The following is a 15,661-nucleotide window of genomic DNA, read 5'->3' on the forward strand; positions in this document are numbered from 1 at the left end:
GTGTCCCGCTAGAGTTCGAATATGCGCCCGATACAACGGATTCGGTACGCGCTGACGGTGACGGCGCTGCTCGTGGCAGGCTCGCTCAGCGGATGCTCCGACGATACCGGGGCCGCGAGCCCCTGTACCCCGGCCCCGAACGGCACCCCGGAGACCGCCGCGCCGGCCCCCGGTTCGGCGGCCCCCACCTCACGCGACCTGGCGACCAACCCGGAGATCGCGTCGGGCTACCGCAGCGAGATGACCGCCGTCCGCACCAGCGGCTACGCCGTATCCACCGCGAACTCCCACGCGACGCGCGCGGCCTGCGAGATGCTCCGGGCCGGGGGCACCGCGGCGGACGCGCTGATCACCGCGCAGACCGTGCTGGGGCTCACCGAGCCGCAGGCGTCGGGCCTGGGCGGTGGCGCGTTCCTGCTCTATTACGACGCGGAACACGAGACGCTGGATGCCTACGACGGCCGGGAGACCGCGCCGGCCGAAGCGACCGAGAACTACCTGCGCTGGATCAGCGATACCGACCGCACCGAACCGAAACCGGACACCCGCGCCAGCGGGCGCTCGATCGGGGTGCCGGGGGTGGTCCGGATGCTCGAGCTGGCGCATACCGAGCACGGCCATATTCCGTGGCGGGAACTGTTCGATCCCGCCGTGGCGATGGCGGACCAGGGGTTCGAGATCAGTCCCCGGCTGGCCGGGCAGATCGCGGACTCCGCGGCCGAGCTGGCCCGGGACCCGGCGGCGGCCGAGTACTTCCTGAACCCGGACGGGTCGCCCAAGGCGTCGGGCACGGTCCTCACCAATCCCGCCCTGTCGAAGACCCTCACCACGGTGGCCGCCGAGGGCGCGGAGGGCTTCTACACCGGGCCGATCGCCGAGGACATCGTCGCCGCGGCCGCCTCACGGGCCGGCGGGCGCACCCCGGGTCTGCTGGAGGCCGCGGACCTCGACTCCTACCGCGCGGTGAAACGCACCCCGTTGTGCACCGGCTACCGCGCGCACGAGATCTGCGGGATGCCCGGGCCGTCCTCCGGCGGTATCACGGTGGCGGCCACGCTCGGCATCCTGGCGAACTTCGATCTTCCGGCCATGCCGCCGCAGCATGTCGACCGCAACGGCGGTGTCCCGCAGGCCGAGGCCGTGCACCTCATCGCCGAGGCCGAACGACTCGCCTACGCGGACCGGGACAAATTCGTCGCCGATCCCGATTACGTTCCGCTGCCGGGCAATTCACCGGAGACACTGGTGAACCCGGAGTACCTGGACAAACGCGCCGAACTCATCGACCCACGCCGGAGCATGGGCACCGCGCAGCCCGGTGATTTCGGGGCCGCGCCGGTGGGTATCGGCCCCCAGCAGCCCGAACACGGCACCAGCCATATCTCGGTGGTCGATTCCTACGGCAATGCCGCGGCCATGACCACCACCGTGGAATCGGCCTTCGGTTCCTTCCATATGGTCGACGGATTCCTGCTGAACAACCAGCTCACCGATTTCGCGACCGAGCCGCTGGGCGCCGACGGGAAGCCGGTCGCCAACCGGATCGAGCCGGGAAAGCGGCCGCGCAGCTCCATGAGCCCGACCCTGGTGTTCGAGCAGGGCAACGACTCCGCGCGAGGCGCGCTCACCCATGTGGTCGGCTCTCCGGGCGGCTCGGTCATCATCCAGTTCGTGGTGAAAACCCTTGTCGGCATGCTGGATTGGGGTCTTGACCCGCAGCAGGCGGTCTCCGCGCCGGCCGTCGGCGCCGCGAATACGCCCGTCACGAATGTGGGCGGTGAGCATCCGGCGATCGACGCGGGTGACGACGGCGCCCACGACCCCCTCGTCACCCGGCTGCGCGAACGGGGCCATCAGGTCTCGGTGGCCCCGCAGACCAGCGGGCTCAGTGTGCTCGGCCGCGACGGTGACAACAGCTGGATCGGCGGGGCCGACCCCCGGCGCGAAGGCGAGGTCCTCGGCGATACGCGGTGAACCACGCCGCGCCCTGGCGGCTCACCCGCGCCGGGTGAGCCGCCGAGCGGTCGCCGGTGGTCCCCTGGTGTCATGCCGAGCACCGATACCGCCGGGCTGTCCCGGGCCGAACTCACCACCCTGGCGGCCGACGCGTTCGTCTACGGTTTCCCGCTCGTCTACGACCTCCGGCAGATCGCGCGGTTCACCGGCGAAGGGATAGGTGGCCTGCCGCCGACACCGCTCAACGTCTTCGGCCATGCCACCACGCTGGCCGGGCCGCAGGACACCTTCGTCTCCATCAACAACGACACCGTCTATTCGATCGCGAACGTCTCCACCGCGGCCGGCCCGGTGCGCTTGGACGTACCGGATACGGCGGGCCGCTACTACGTCCTGCAGTTCGTCGACGCCTGGACGAACAACTTCGCCTATATCGGCCATCGCGCCACCGGCACTCTCCCGGGGGCCTACCTGCTGGTCGCGCCCGGCTGGGACGGTATGCCCCCCGAAGGCGTCACCGTTATCGAGTTCCCGACCACGGTCGCCACCATTGTGGGCCGGTGGGCCGTGGACGGGGAGTCGGATCTACCGGCGGTGCGCGCTCTCCAGAACGCCCTGCACCTCACGCCGACCGCCGCCGCGCCGGATCTGCCCGCCCCCGTACCGGGGGTTCCGGAAGATCTGCGCTTCTTCGAAGAGCTCCGCGTCGGTATCCGGGCCTTTCCGCCCGCTGATCGTGACCGCCGCTACCAGCAGCGTTTCGAGATGCTGGGGTTATTGGACACCGATACGCCCTATACCGATCTCGACCCGGAACGGGCGTCGGTACTGCGGGAGGGCCTCGCGGCCGGCAAGGAACGCCTCGAGGCGGCCGCCACCCACAGCAGCGCGCCGCGGCAGAACGGCTGGAATCTGACCTATCACATCTTCGACTACAACCTGGATTTCTTCGGCGTCGGCGCCCTCGACGATCCGCACTGGAAGCTCCCCGACGATCCGGACCGCTATCTGCTGCGCGCGGGCGCGGCCCGCGCCGGGCTCTGGGGCAACCACGGCTACGAGGCCGCCTACGCGATGGCCTTCACCGATGGCGAGGACCGGCCGCTGCACGGCTCCCACCGCTACGAGGTGCGCTTCGCCGAGCCTCCACCCTGCGGGGCGTTCTGGTCGTTGACCATGTACGACACCCCGGATTTCTTCCTGGTCGCGAACCCGATCGAGCGCTATTCGCTGGGTGACCGGACGCCCGGTCTGCGGACGGTGGACGGATCGCTGACGGTGGTGGTGCAGCACGACGAACCCAGCGATCCGCAGCGGCGGGCCAACTGGCTCCCCGCCCCCGCCGGCCAGTTCCGGCCGATGCTGCGCATCTACGAACCACTCGATGCCGTTTTCGACGGCAGCTACCAGCTGCCACCGATCGTCCGAGTGGAGTAGTCGGCCGTCGCGACCCGGCCCATGAGACGGGCACCGGCCGGGACCCGCTCCGACCGGGATCGAGCAGGCGATACGGCACGGCCCCGGAGCCGGGCCGGATCAGTCCGGCGGGGCGTACTTGACACCGAGGTCACGGAGCCGGTCCAGCGCCGCCGCGGCGTGCTCACCGTCGTTGGATCGCACCGCCAGCATCGGGACGTAATCGTCGTTCACCAGTTCGAGCCGAGCCCACGCCTTACGGTCCGGGAACGTCACCCCGCGGATATGCTTCCAATCGAACTCGTTGTCCCCGAGCACGTTCCGGACCACGACCCCGCGCCGACCGGCCCGCACGCGCGGGCGGGTGAGCAGTAGCACGGCCGCCGCGCCGAAGATCCCGATACACGCCATCGCGAACTGATCGACCACCCGGAAGTTGACCCCGGTGTAGTCGGTTCGCAGGAAGATCCCGAACAGCACGAAGGCCACCACCAGGAGCACCGCGACGATCACCGCCGTGCGACGCGACTTCCGCGGGCGTACCTCCAACTCCCATTCGGAAGAGGCCCCCGAGTCACCGCCGGAGGCCTGCCCCCGGCGCCAGATCCGTACGACCGGCACGGCTCAGCCTGCCGCGCGCAGACCGCGGAGGGTGAGGGCGGCATCCAAGGCGGCGGCCGCCGCCTGTTCGCCCTTGTTCTCCGCCGAATCCGGCAGTCCGGCCCGGTCGAGGGCTTGCGCTTCGTTGTCGGTGGTGAGCACGCCGTTGGCGACCGGGGTGCTCTCGTCGAGCGAGACCCGGGTCAGGCCGGCGGTCACCGAATCGCAGACATAGTCGAAATGCGGGGTGCCGCCCCGGATCACCACGCCGAGCGCGACCACGGCGTCATGGGTGCGGGCCAGTTCCTGGGCCAGCACCGGCAGCTCCATCGCCCCGGCGCACCGCGCGACGGTGGTGTGGCGCACCCCGGCCTCGGCGGCGACGCGTTCGGCGTTGGCGACCAGGGTGTCGCAGATCTCGGTATGCCAGCGCGAGGCCACGATCGCCAGCCGCAGGTCCTTGGCGTCGGCGAGCGCGAAGCTCGGTACTCCGGTGCCGCTCATCGGTTTCCGCCTTTCGATCGGGAGGAGGTCACTGCGCTGTCTCCCCCAGATCCAGATCGTCGAGACCCACCAGATCGTGGCCCATCCGGTCGCGTTTGGTGCGCAGGTAGCGCAGGTTCTCGGCATTGGCCCGGACCGGCATGGGCACCCGTTCGGTGATCCGTAGTCCGTAGCCGTCGAGCCCGACCCGTTTGGCCGGGTTGTTGGTGAGCAGCCGCATGGACCGCAGACCCAGATCGACCAGGATCTGCGCGCCGGTCCCGTAGTCGCGGGCATCGGCGGGCAGGCCGAGCTCGATATTGGCGTCGACCGTATCGTGGCCCGAATCCTGCAGCTGATAGGCCTGCAGCTTGTGCATGAGCCCGATACCGCGGCCTTCGTGCCCGCGCATGTAGAGCACCACGCCGCGGCCCTCGGCGGCCACCATCTCCAGGGCCGCGTCCAGCTGCGGCCCGCAGTCGCAGCGCAGCGAACCGAACACGTCACCGGTCAGGCACTCCGAATGCACCCGGACCAGCACGTCCTCGCCGTCACCGACATCCCCGCGGACCAGCGCGACATGTTCGACATCGTCGTAGATGCTCTGGTATCCGACGGCGGTGAACTCGCCGTGCACGGTCGGGATACGCGCCTGGGCCACCCGCACGACATGCTTCTCGTGCTTACGCCGCCAGGCGATCATCTCGGCGATCGAGATCAGCGCCAGTTCATGCTCGTCGGCGAAAACCCGCAGCTCGTCGGTGCGGGCCATATGCCCGTCTTCCTTCTGGCTGACGATCTCGCAGATCACCCCGGCCGGCCGCAGGCCGGCCATCCGTGCCAGATCCACGGCGGCCTCGGTATGACCGGGCCGGCGGAGCACGCCCCCGTCCTTGGCCCGCAGCGGCACCACATGACCGGGACGGGTGAAATCGTTCGGTTTGGCATCGCCGTCGGCCAGCAGCCGGAGGGTGGTGGCCCGGTCGGCACCGGAGATGCCGGTGGTCACGCCCTCTCGGGCATCCACCGACACGGTGTACGCGGTGCCGTGCTTGTCCTGGTTCACCGCGTACATCGGCGGCAGTCCCAGCCGATCGCAATCGTCACCGGTGAGCGGTGCACAGATGTAACCCGAGGTGTAGCGGATCATGAACGCCACGAGCTCCGGGGTGGCCTTCTCCGCGGCGAAGATGAGGTCGCCCTCGTTCTCCCGGTCCTCGTCGTCGACCACGACGACCGGTTTACCGGCCGCGATATCGGCGACCGCGCGCTCGATGCTGTCGAACCTGGTCACGTCTGTAATGCTCCATCTCGATAGGTCCCGATCACACTACTGGGTCTGTTCGGCCGGTTCGGGCGCGGCCGCAGTCATCAACCGCGCTGCTGAAGGCGCTCGACGTACTTGGCGATCACGTCGACCTCGAGATTCACGACGGTCCCGGGGGTGGATGCGCCCAGATCGGTGAGACTCAGTGTGGTCGGGATGAGCGAGACCTCGAACCAGTCCCGGTTGCCGTCGGCGGCCGGTGTATCGGCCCGGCCCAGCCCGGAGACGGTGAGCGAAATGCCGTTCACGGTGATGGAGCCCTTCTCCACCACGTACCTGGCGATCGCGTCGGGCAGCGAGATCCGGACCACTTCCCAGTTGTCCTCCGGGGTCCGAGCCAGGATGGTGCCGGTGCCGTCCACGTGCCCTTGGACGATATGGCCCCCGAGCCGGCTGTTCACCGCGGCCGCGCGCTCCAGATTGACCCGCGAACCCGGTTCCAGACCGCCGATACTCGACCGGCGCAGCGTTTCGCCCATGACATCGACGGTGAACGCGTCGTCGATGACGTCGACGACGGTCAGACAGACACCGTTGACCGCGATCGAATCTCCGTGTCCGGCATCGGAGGTGACCACTTTCCCGCGGATCGTCAGCCGCGCCGCGTCGGCGGATTGTTCGCGGGCGACGATTTCGCCCAGTTCCTCGACGATGCCCGTGAACATGTCTTCTCCCGTTCGCGTCGGTGTTCCGCATACGGAACGGCGGGAGTGGTACCGAGTATTCCCAGTTCGCCGTCCACGACCAGACTAGTTCCCACCCTCCGGCCCGGCCATGACGCGGACCACCCTGCGGGAGCCTCTGGTCGCGCGGCCGCGGCGCCACGGAAGGCGATCCGGAAATTTTCCGATCGAGAGATGGCCGTCACTTTCGGACCGCAGTCGGCCATACCGCTTCCGACGGGCTGCGATCCGGTCCGGACCGGACTCACCCGACGCCTCTTTGCCCCACCGATACCGCATCGAAACCCGAAATGTTCCTCGATTTGCACGCTCACAGCAGCTGACGCAATATTGTGAGGTGACCGGCTCACCCACCTCGACCACCCCACGGTGCGGCCCGGCGCAGTACTCGTACGAGGACGGCCACCGCCGCGGAACACCGTGCGCCACAAGCCATCACGACAACTGGATCCGCCCACGACAGCCCGGGCCGGGGAGACCCCGCACCGCCGCGGTGATCCAGCGTCTCTCGGCCCGGCGACGGTGCTGTCCGGGCACCGGATCCCCGCGGTGACCACACCCGTCGGATCCGTGCGACATCCGCCCCGGTGGATGCCCGCGCCCCGGCCGGGCACGCCACCACTCGAGGAAGCCGAACCGCTATGACCACTTTCACCGAGTCCGCCCTGGATCGACACTGCCGGCGGTACCGGGAGAAGGATCTGCTGCCCGCGGTGGTCGATGCCGCGTCCCGACGGATCCTGTTGCACGTGGGCGCCACCTACGGCGCCGTCACCATGCCGACCGAACTCGGTGAACAGGTGTTGTCACGACTACGGGCGGCGGGGATCGCCGGACCCGTCTTCGCCCATCCCCGGGCCCGGCGCTGGACCTTCCTCACCGGTCCCACCCGGCACGAGGAATTCACCGCTACCGCCGCCGCCGAACTCTTCCGGCTCTACACCACCGTCGCCGGTACCGGCAGCCAGATCGTGCTGCCCTCACCCGAGGACGAGGCCAGCGGCTACCGACTGTGGGTCGCGGAGCCCGAGGTACTGGGGACCCGGCCGCCCCAGCACACGGTGGTCGACGCCGCCCGCGAGTGCTCTGCCGGTACCCGCTGAGCCCGGGCCGATCGTAGCCGCGGGGACCGCGACGAGGCCCCCGCTCTCCCGCTTCTCGCGCCTTCCGGCGGCGGAACCGCCTCGGCGCACCCGATCATGCCGGAGGTGGCCCGGTCTCTCGTCGATTCGGACCGGGCAACACTGCCCGGGCCGCCTCCTGCCGGTACCGCGCTTCGATCGGATCGCCGCGCTGTTCGAGAAGCATTCCCAACACGCTCATACCCTCCGCTCGGCCGGCTTCGGCGGAGGCGCGGCAGACCCGCTCGGCTTCGTCCCACCGGTCTCGCAGGATGAGCAGCTTCACCAAGGCGATCACGCCGATATGGGCACCGGCCCTGATTCCTCTCCGATACCAATGCTCGGCTTCCGCGAGGTCACCGGCTCTCTCCCGGCACCGGCCGTGCGCCAGGACGCGTTGCGCACCAAGGGCAGCCGGCCGATGGTATCGCTGCCGCTCATCCTAGGTTCCGGGAGACCGGCACTGCGCAACCGGTACAGCAGTTGCTCGTCGAGCGTGGTGATATCTGGTCGGGCGGAAGATGCCGTGCGCACGTACCGACGCCGCGGCGAACCGGTGCCCCGGCGCCGCCCACGGACTTCAGTGGGTGAGGTGATGCGCCGACCGGCTCGATTCCGCCTGCCGGCGCAGTTTCTCCACGGTGGCGCCGGGATCCTCGGTGTTGTACACCGCCGAACCCGCCACGAAGCAGTCGATACCGGCCGCCGCGGCCTGTTCGATGGTGTCGGCGTTGATCCCACCGTCGATCTCCACCACCAGGCGCAGCTCCCCCGCATCGACCAGACGCCGCACGATCCGGGCCTTCTCCAGCACCTCCGGAATGAACGACTGCCCGCCGAACCCGGGCTCGACACTCATCACCAGCAGCGTGTCGAAATCGCGCAGGATCTCCAGGTACGGCTCGATGGGGGTGTTCGGCTTCACCGACAGCCCCGCTTTGGCGCCGGCGGCCCGGATATCACGGGCCACGGCCACCGGATCCTCGGTCGCCTCCGCATGGAAGGTCACGTTGTAGGCACCCGCCTCCGCGTACGGCGGCGCCCACCGGGCCGGATCCTCGATCATCAGATGGCAGTCCAGCGGAATTTCGGTGGCCTTCAGCAGGCTCCGCACCACCGGCAACCCCAGGGTCAGATTCGGGACGAAATGCGCGTCCATCACATCGACGTGCAACCAGTCGGCGGTCGATACCGCGTCGGCCTCGTCGGCCAGCCGGGCGAAATCGGCGGACAGAATCGACGGGGCGATCATCGGGACCGTAGGACGGGTGAACGTGGGCTCGGACGCAGTCACAGCGGGAGTGTATGGCGGCGCCCGTGGCGGCGCGGCCCCGGGGGCGGTGTTCGCCGGTGCCGCCTCCGGCCGGGCGTGGCCGCCGGCCATCGGGACAGACGTGCGGCACCGCGGACCCGGTTTCTCGGCCGGATTCCGCCTGCGGGCGTGCCCCGCCCCCCTCTTTGTGACGATGCGCCCATACACTCGGCTGCGTGATCAATACTTCGGCGGAACAAGGGCTCCACGGTGCCCCGGTGGAGATTCGGGTGGCGGCATCGGTGACACAGTTGCCGATCGTGCGCGGTCTCGCCGAGACTCTGGTCCTGCTCAGTGATTTCACGCTGGACGAGGTCGCCGATATCCGGCTGGCGGTGGACGAGGCATGTTCCACACTGATCGGCCTGGCGGCGCCCGAAACGAGCCTGCAGTGTGTGTTCAGCATCGGCGATACCGAATTACGGGTGCAGGTCGCCGGGGTCGCGGCGCAGGAAGGACTGCCCGACGCGCGCAGTTTCGGCTGGCATGTCCTGCGTACCCTGACCGATTCGGTGGACGCCCGGCAGGACCCCTTCGATCAGCAGGTTTCCGGATACCCGACAGCGGTCGAGTTCCGTCGGGTCCGGGGGAAAGCGTAGTGAGCGAGCAGGACAAGCCGCTCGAATCTCCCGAGGACCAGCATGATCGGGAATCGGCGAGCGAGGCCGACACCGCTGAAGCCGACGCCGAGGCCGATACCGAAACGCGCGAGGAGCTGGAGAAATCGTCCTCGGCGGGCGGATACGATGATGTCGCGGATCTGTTCGTCCGGCTCGCCGATGCCGAACCGGATTCGGCGGAGCAGGCGGCGCTGCGCAACGAGTTGATCGCGCGCTGCATTCCACTGGCCGACCATATCGCCCGGAAGTTCAGTGGCCGCGGCGAGCCGTTCGACGATTTGACCCAGGTGGCCCGGGTGGGCCTGGTGCACGCGGTGGACCGTTTCGATATCTCGCGCGGTTCCAACTTCCTGTCGTTCGCGGTGCCCACGATCATGGGCGAGGTGCGCCGGTATTTCCGGGACAACACCTGGGCGATGCGGGTGCCGCGCCGGGTCAAGGAGACCCATTTGCGGATCGGCGCCGCGGTGGATTCGCTGTCGCAGTCGCTGGGTCGTTCGCCGACGGCCAAGGAGATCGCCGCCGAGCTGGATGTCGATCCGGACGAAGTGACCCAGGCCGTTATCGCCGGTAACGCCTATCAACCGACATCGATCGATGCCGCCTCGGTGGGACGCGATACGGACGCGTCCCTGCTGGACACGCTCGGCGAAGAGGAAGCGCAATTCGACCGGGTCGAGGAATACGTGGCGATCCGGCCGCTGCTGGCCGGGTTGCCCGAGCGGGAGCGGCGGATTCTCACCATGCGATTCTTCGAGTCGATGACCCAGACGCAGATCGCGCAGCAGATGGGTATTTCGCAGATGCACGTGTCGCGCATTCTCGCCAAGACGCTGGCCCGGTTGCGCGAACAGTCGTCCCGGGAGTAATCGCCGCACCTGTTGTGCCCGCTTCGCCATTCGGTCAATCCTCATCCTCAAGAGTATGAGTGGGTATTTATCTCAAACGACCATTCCGAGAGCCCGCTTTTCTCCCCAGCAACCGATCAGCCGGATCAGCCCGTAATCCGGCGCTCCTGCGGGTCGCGCGTCGACGACGACGCGGCGGAAGGTGATGTGAGTGATGACCGCTGAAACCATCGCCCGGCAATGCACCCTGTGCGAAGCGCACTGCGGCAACCACCGAGGTCCTGCCGCTTCCGCTGCGCTCGCTCACCGGCCGCGCCCTCAACGCGGTCTTCGCCCGGTTCAGCCCGCTGCGGGCCGCGGCGCTCGGTATCGCGGTCGGCCCGCACGGCGTACTGCGCCGGGGCCGTAAGGGCGTGACCGTGCAGAAGGTGCGCGAAGCCCGCGGCGGTATCGACCTGGGCCCACTGCAGCCGCGGCGGCATTCGCTCATCGCCACCGCCGACCGCAGAGTTCAGCTGGCGCCGCGGCAGTTCGTCACCGAGGCGCGCCGGCTCCTCGACGAGGCGCGCGCGGGCGGCGCGGACCGTGACCTCGGTTTCGATCTGCGTCTCATCGGCCGGCGCCATCTGCGCAGCAACAATTCCTGGCTGCACAATGTGCCGTCGATGGTGAAGGGCCGCGACCGCTGCACCGCGCTCATGCATCCGCAGGACGCGACCGCACGCGGACTGTCCGACGGCGGCCGGGTCACGGTGAGCTCACCCATCGGCTCCATCGTGGTGCCGGTGGAGATCAGCGACGAGATCCGGCCGGGTACGGTCGCCATCCCGCACGGCTGGGGTCACGGCGAGCCGGGTGTCGGCTGGACCGTCGCGGCCGCGGTACCGGGCGCGAACGTGAACCTGCTGCACGATCCGGATCAGGTGGACCGTATCTCCGGTAATGTCGCGGTCAACAGCACCTGGGTGAAGGTCCACGCCGTATAGGCGGTGCCCGCCGAGGGCCAGGCCGGCTCGCCCCCGCGACCCCGGCCGGAGCGTACGGTCACAGGTCGCGCTCGCGGGCGCGCCGTAGCCGCGCGGGCGCGACCAGCCACCAGGCCGCGTCCAGCAGTTCGCGCAACTGGCCGGGATCGACGCGGTGGAGGTCGATGAGGATGTAGGGATAGCCGTCATAGTGCGGGGTGGTGTAGAAGGCGGGGTCGCCGGAGGCCAGCAGCGCCTCCTTCTCCACCATCTCGCAGCGCAGCGCGAGACCGCCCTCGGCTTCGGTGCGCAACCGCGCGAAACTCTTGCCCGCCGCTTTCAGCGCCGGGGTGCGGTAGGAGGTCGATTCGGCGACCTCCGGCAGCTCGGTGGCCATCCGTACCACGTGCGCCCAGGTGATACCCATAGCGACAGTGTGCCGGGCGCGGACGCGGCAGGTTCGGAAATCCGTGGCCACTCGCGCGCCCGGCGGCTAAGCCGGTTTGCGCAGCGCGGCCACGAACATGGCGTCGGTCCCGTGCCGATGCGGCCACAGCTGGACGGCCGGGCCCGCGCCGAGCCCGGTGACGCCGGGTAGCAGCGGGCGGGCGTCGAGCTGTTCGGCGCCGGTGCGGCGAACCGTATCCGCCACTACGGCAACGGTTTCCGGCAGATGAGGCGAGCAGGTGGAATACACCACCACACCACCGGGGCGCACCAGGTCCCAGGCCGCGGTCAGCAGTTCACGCTGCAGGGCGACCAGATCGGCGATATCGCCGGGGGTCCGCCGCCACCGGGCCTCCGGGCGGCGGCGCAGCGCGCCGAGACCGGTACACGGAGCATCCACCAGGACGCGGTCGTAGCCCGCCGCCAGACCGCTGTCGCGGCCATCGGCGATATGCACCTGCACGGGCAGCCCGCGCGTCGCGGTGCGGACCAGTTCGGCCCGATGCCGGGCCGGCTCGACCGCGTCGACCCGGAAACCGTCGATATCGGCCAGTGCCCCGAGCAGCGCCGTCTTCCCGCCCGGACCGGCACACAGGTCCAGCCAGCGGCCGCCGTCGGCGCCGTGCAGCGGGGCGCGGGTGAGCGCCAGGGCCACCAGCTGACTGCCCTCGTCCTGGACCGCGGCCATGCCCTCCCGCACGGGTTCCAGCGCGCCCGGGTCACCGCCCTCCAGATACACCGCGTACGGCGACCACCGGCCCTCCTCGCCACCGGTGACCAGCGCGAGTTCCTCGGCGGTGATATCGCCGGGACGCGCCACCAGGTGCACCAGCGGCCGGGCGTCGTCCGCGGCGAGCAGCTCCGGCAGTTCACCCGCGTCCGCGCCCAGCGCATCGGCGAACGCCTGCGCGATCCACATCGGATGGGCGAATTCGAAGGCCATGCGGCCGATCGGATCGGCGGGGGCGAGCCGCTCGATCCACTCCTGCGGACTCCGCTCGGCGACGCGGCGCAGCACCGCGTTGACGAAACCGGAACGCCCCGTGCCGGATTCGGCACGGGCGAATTCGACCGCGGTGTGCACCGCGGCGTGGGGTTCGACCCGGGTGCGCAGCAACTGGTAGGCGCCGAGGCGCAGGATATCCAGCAGCGAGCCGTCGATCTGGTCGATCTCACGTCCGGCGCAGTCGGCGATCACCGCGTCGAGTACACCCAGGGCCCGGCACGCTCCGTAACCGAGTTCGGTGGCCAGCGCCGCGTCACGTCCCTCCACACGATATTCGCGCAGCAGTCCGGGCAGCACCAGGTTGGCGTAGGCGTCCCGTTCGCGGACGGCGCGCAGGGTCTCCAGCGCCACGGTGCGCGCCGGATCCGCCGGCGTGCGCGCGGCACCATGACCCCGGCCGGGCCGGGCCCGGGCCGGACCGTCGGCCCGTTTCCCGGCGCCGCGACCCTGCGCGGCCGCCGCCGAGCCCCGGCGCCGATCCCCGCGCCGGTCGTCCCGGCTGTCATCCGTTCGTTTCCGGGCGGCATCGGCGCCCCCGGGAGCTTCACTCCGGCCGGCACGGTCGGACGCTCCGGCCGGACGCCGGCCCCGACTCACACCGTTCTCCCGGTCGGGACGGGGGCCACCGCCCGCACCGCGAGCGGGCTCCGCCCCGCCGTGACGCGGCTGCCCGCGGTCCCCGCCGGACTCGCCGGATCCGGTGGTCTCGGGCCGATCCCGGCGTCGACGTGGACCGGAGATGCCCTCGGGATTGCCCCGGGGTTCCCCGGCCGGACGATCTCGCCGGGATCCGGCCGTACGATCCAGCCGGTCGCCGGCCGGACGCCGGTCGGTGCGGGAACCGCCCTCGCGCCGATCCTGCCGGGGGCCGGCCGGCGGCTCGCCCCCGCGGAAACCTGCCGAACGCTGGTCCTGCCGGGCCCCGCCCGACTGCTCGCCCTGCCGGGCATCACCCGCACGCTCGCCCCGGCGGAAACCGCCCGGATTCCGGTCCTGCCCGGACCCGGGCGCACGCTCGTCCCCGCGAGAACCGCTCGCGCGCTGGTCCTGCCGGGATTCGGCCGGATGCCGGCCCGATCCGGGCCCCGCCGAACGGCCGCCCGGCCCCGGATCACCCCGGCGCTCCGGCGATTCGTTGCGCGGGGCGTCGGATTCGGCCGCGCGGGGGTCGGCATGGCGCCAGAAGCCCCGGGGCCGGTCGCCGCTCGCGCCGGTCATTCGACCACCGCGCCGGACGCCGGACGGGCGCCGCGCGCCCAGTCGAGTGCGGCCATCATCCGTTTGCCCTGCGGCTGCACCTGATCCAGCCGTACCGCGGTGGTGGCGGTACCGACGAGAACACCGGTTTTGCGCACCTCGATCTGCCGCTCGGGCAGCACCTCTTCGACCAGCTCCACCGGACCCAGTTTGAGACGGCTCCCGGCGACCGTGGTCCAGGCGCCGGGGAACGGGGTCACCGCCCGGATGGCGCGGCCGACCGCCAGCGCGGGCTGATCCCAGCGGACCTGTGCCGCCTCGACGGTGATCTTGGGTGCGTAGGAGACCCCCTCCGCCGGTTGCGGAATCGCCTGCAGAGTGCCGTCCTCGACACCGTCGAGGGTCTGCTCCAGCAGCGCCGCGCCGCTGTCGGACAGCCGGCCCAGGAGATCGGCGGCGGTATCGGTGACCGCGATCCGCTCGGTCACCACGCCGTAGACCGGGCCGGTGTCCAGACCGGTCTCGATCCGGAAAGTGGACGCGCCGGTGATCTCGTCACCGGCCGCGATGGCGGCCTGGACCGGTGCCGCGCCACGCCACGCGGGCAGCAGTGAGAAATGCAGATTGATCCAACCGTACTTCGGAATCTCCAGCACCCGCGGCGGTAGCAGCGCGCCGTAGGCGACCACCGGGCAGCAGTCCGGCGCCAACTCCGTGAGCGCCTCGACGAATTCGGGATCGCCGGGCCTACCCGGGGTGAGGACCGGGATACCGTGTTCATCGGCGAGTTGCCCGACCGGTGAGCGTTTCAGCTTCCGGCCACGCCCGGCGACGGCGTCGGGCCGCGTCACCACGGCGACCACCTCGTGCCGGGAATCGAGGAGCCGGCGCAGCGACGGGACGGCCGGGTCGGGAGTACCGGCGAAGACGATCCGCATCAGCGGTCCCGCTCGGCGAGAGCGCGGCTCGGCCGGACGGTCAGCCCGGCGATGAACCAGTCGGATTCACGGATGGTGCGCATGGCCTGCTTCCGGTCGGGCGGATCGAGCCGGTCGATGAACAGAGTGCCGTCCAGATGATCTGTTTCGTGCTGTACACAGCGCGCCAGCAGTCCTTCGGCCTCGAATTCGACCGGGTTGCCGTCCACATCCACGCCGGTCGCCCGCACCCGCATGGCCCGCCTCGTATCGTGATTGACCCCCGGGATCGACAGGCAGCCCTCCGGACCGATCTGTTCCTCCTCGTCCAGCGCGGTCCAGCTCGGGTTGATCAGATGCCCGCGGGCGTCGCGGGTGTCGTAGACGAACACCCGCAGGCCGACACCGATCTGCGGGGCCGCCATCCCCACTCCGCCGTCGTCGTACATGGTGTCGGTCAGATCGGTCACCAGCTGTCGCAGTTCGGGGCCGAACTCGGTGACCTCCGCCGCGCGGGCTCGCAGGATCGGATCGCCGAAGAGGCGGACGGACTGGACGGTCACGGTAGCTCCCGAAGACATGTGGCAGGGCAGGAAGGTTTCATTCTAGGTAGCCCGGTACGACCGTGCTCAGGGCGTCCGCGCTCACCTCCGGTCCGCTCCGGATGGTCGGCCGACGCGGCCGGGTCGCAGGTTCGCGTATACCTCTCCTCTACCCCGGTCGGTCACCATTCGTAGCCGGGGTCACGAAGGCCCCGGCTACG

The 15,661-nt window shown here is 70.1% G+C and carries 15 protein-coding genes; 6 read left to right on the plus strand and 9 right to left on the minus strand.

The window, feature by feature from the left end; all coding sequences use genetic code 11:
- Nucleotides 1–21: 21 nt before the first annotated feature.
- On the plus strand, nt 22–1,974 hold the full coding sequence (locus ACLML9_RS06975; protein ID WP_411944712.1) for a gamma-glutamyltransferase family protein: 1,953 nt from the start codon (nt 22–24) through the stop codon (nt 1,972–1,974).
- Between the two features lie 72 nt (nt 1,975–2,046).
- Nucleotides 2,047–3,393 (plus strand): DUF1254 domain-containing protein, encoded by a 1,347-nt coding sequence (locus ACLML9_RS06980; protein WP_411944713.1) that lies wholly within the window; start codon nt 2,047–2,049, stop codon nt 3,391–3,393.
- 99 nt (nt 3,394–3,492) lie between these two features.
- Here the strand turns inward: ACLML9_RS06980 and ACLML9_RS06985 are convergent, their stop codons facing one another.
- The 4 genes from ACLML9_RS06985 to ACLML9_RS07000 form a co-directional block, all read right to left on the minus strand.
- Nucleotides 3,493–3,993, minus strand: a complete 501-nt coding sequence (locus ACLML9_RS06985; RefSeq protein WP_411944714.1) for a PH domain-containing protein — start codon at nt 3,991–3,993, stop codon at nt 3,493–3,495.
- Between the two features lie 3 nt (nt 3,994–3,996).
- Nucleotides 3,997–4,476, minus strand: a complete 480-nt coding sequence (ribH, locus tag ACLML9_RS06990) for a 6,7-dimethyl-8-ribityllumazine synthase (protein ID WP_411944715.1) — start codon at nt 4,474–4,476, stop codon at nt 3,997–3,999.
- Nucleotides 4,477–4,504: 28 nt separating this feature from the next.
- Entirely contained in the window at nt 4,505–5,749 is a 1,245-nt protein-coding gene (locus ACLML9_RS06995; RefSeq protein ID WP_411944716.1) for a bifunctional 3,4-dihydroxy-2-butanone-4-phosphate synthase/GTP cyclohydrolase II, read from the minus strand.
- A 77-nt stretch (nt 5,750–5,826) separates the two neighbouring features.
- Nucleotides 5,827–6,447 carry a riboflavin synthase gene (locus tag ACLML9_RS07000; RefSeq protein WP_357981952.1) on the minus strand — a complete coding sequence of 207 codons (621 nt, stop codon included), beginning with the start codon at nt 6,445–6,447 and terminating at the stop codon, nt 5,827–5,829.
- Nucleotides 6,448–7,106: 659 nt separating this feature from the next.
- Between ACLML9_RS07000 and ACLML9_RS07005 the strand changes: the two genes are divergently transcribed.
- Nucleotides 7,107–7,568 (plus strand): hypothetical protein, encoded by a 462-nt coding sequence (locus ACLML9_RS07005; RefSeq protein WP_411944717.1) that lies wholly within the window; start codon nt 7,107–7,109, stop codon nt 7,566–7,568.
- Nucleotides 7,569–8,166: 598 nt separating this feature from the next.
- Here the strand turns inward: ACLML9_RS07005 and rpe are convergent.
- Nucleotides 8,167–8,838: a ribulose-phosphate 3-epimerase gene (gene rpe, locus ACLML9_RS07010; protein ID WP_411944721.1), complete on the minus strand. Its 672-nt coding sequence runs from the start codon at nt 8,836–8,838 to the stop codon at nt 8,167–8,169.
- A gap of 236 nt (nt 8,839–9,074) precedes the next feature.
- Between rpe and ACLML9_RS07015 the strand changes: the two genes are divergently transcribed.
- From ACLML9_RS07015 to ACLML9_RS07025, 3 genes are all read left to right on the plus strand, one after another.
- Nucleotides 9,075–9,497: an ATP-binding protein gene (locus ACLML9_RS07015; RefSeq protein ID WP_030521463.1), complete on the plus strand. Its 423-nt coding sequence runs from the start codon at nt 9,075–9,077 to the stop codon at nt 9,495–9,497.
- Between the two features lie 116 nt (nt 9,498–9,613).
- Nucleotides 9,614–10,387, plus strand: a complete 774-nt coding sequence (locus tag ACLML9_RS07020; RefSeq protein ID WP_265806299.1) for a SigB/SigF/SigG family RNA polymerase sigma factor — start codon at nt 9,614–9,616, stop codon at nt 10,385–10,387.
- A gap of 392 nt (nt 10,388–10,779) precedes the next feature.
- The gene (locus tag ACLML9_RS07025; protein ID WP_411944718.1) at nt 10,780–11,352 is read left to right on the plus strand and encodes a molybdopterin dinucleotide binding domain-containing protein; all 573 of its coding nucleotides are present in this window, start codon (nt 10,780–10,782) and stop codon (nt 11,350–11,352) included.
- Between the two features lie 58 nt (nt 11,353–11,410).
- Here ACLML9_RS07025 and ACLML9_RS07030 read toward each other — a convergent pair whose 3' ends face one another.
- The 4 genes from ACLML9_RS07030 to def all read right to left on the minus strand — a co-directional run bounded on the left by ACLML9_RS07030 (nt 11,411) and on the right by def (nt 15,461).
- Complete coding sequence (locus tag ACLML9_RS07030; RefSeq protein ID WP_411944719.1) at nt 11,411–11,758, minus strand: MmcQ/YjbR family DNA-binding protein; 348 nt, start codon at nt 11,756–11,758, stop codon at nt 11,411–11,413.
- 66 nt (nt 11,759–11,824) lie between these two features.
- On the minus strand, nt 11,825–13,135 hold the full coding sequence (locus tag ACLML9_RS07035; RefSeq protein WP_411944722.1) for an RsmB/NOP family class I SAM-dependent RNA methyltransferase: 1,311 nt from the start codon (nt 13,133–13,135) through the stop codon (nt 11,825–11,827).
- A gap of 863 nt (nt 13,136–13,998) precedes the next feature.
- Nucleotides 13,999–14,919, minus strand: a complete 921-nt coding sequence (gene fmt / locus ACLML9_RS07040; RefSeq protein WP_411944720.1) for a methionyl-tRNA formyltransferase — start codon at nt 14,917–14,919, stop codon at nt 13,999–14,001.
- The gene (def, locus tag ACLML9_RS07045; protein ID WP_357981967.1) at nt 14,919–15,461 is read right to left on the minus strand and encodes a peptide deformylase; all 543 of its coding nucleotides are present in this window, start codon (nt 15,459–15,461) and stop codon (nt 14,919–14,921) included. The genes fmt and def overlap by 1 nt, the downstream gene beginning before the upstream one ends.
- Nucleotides 15,462–15,661 lie beyond the last annotated feature (200 nt).

Source organism: Nocardia sp. NPDC002869 (genome assembly GCF_046764065.1).
GTDB classification, from domain to species: domain Bacteria; phylum Actinomycetota; class Actinomycetes; order Mycobacteriales; family Mycobacteriaceae; genus Nocardia; species Nocardia rhamnosiphila.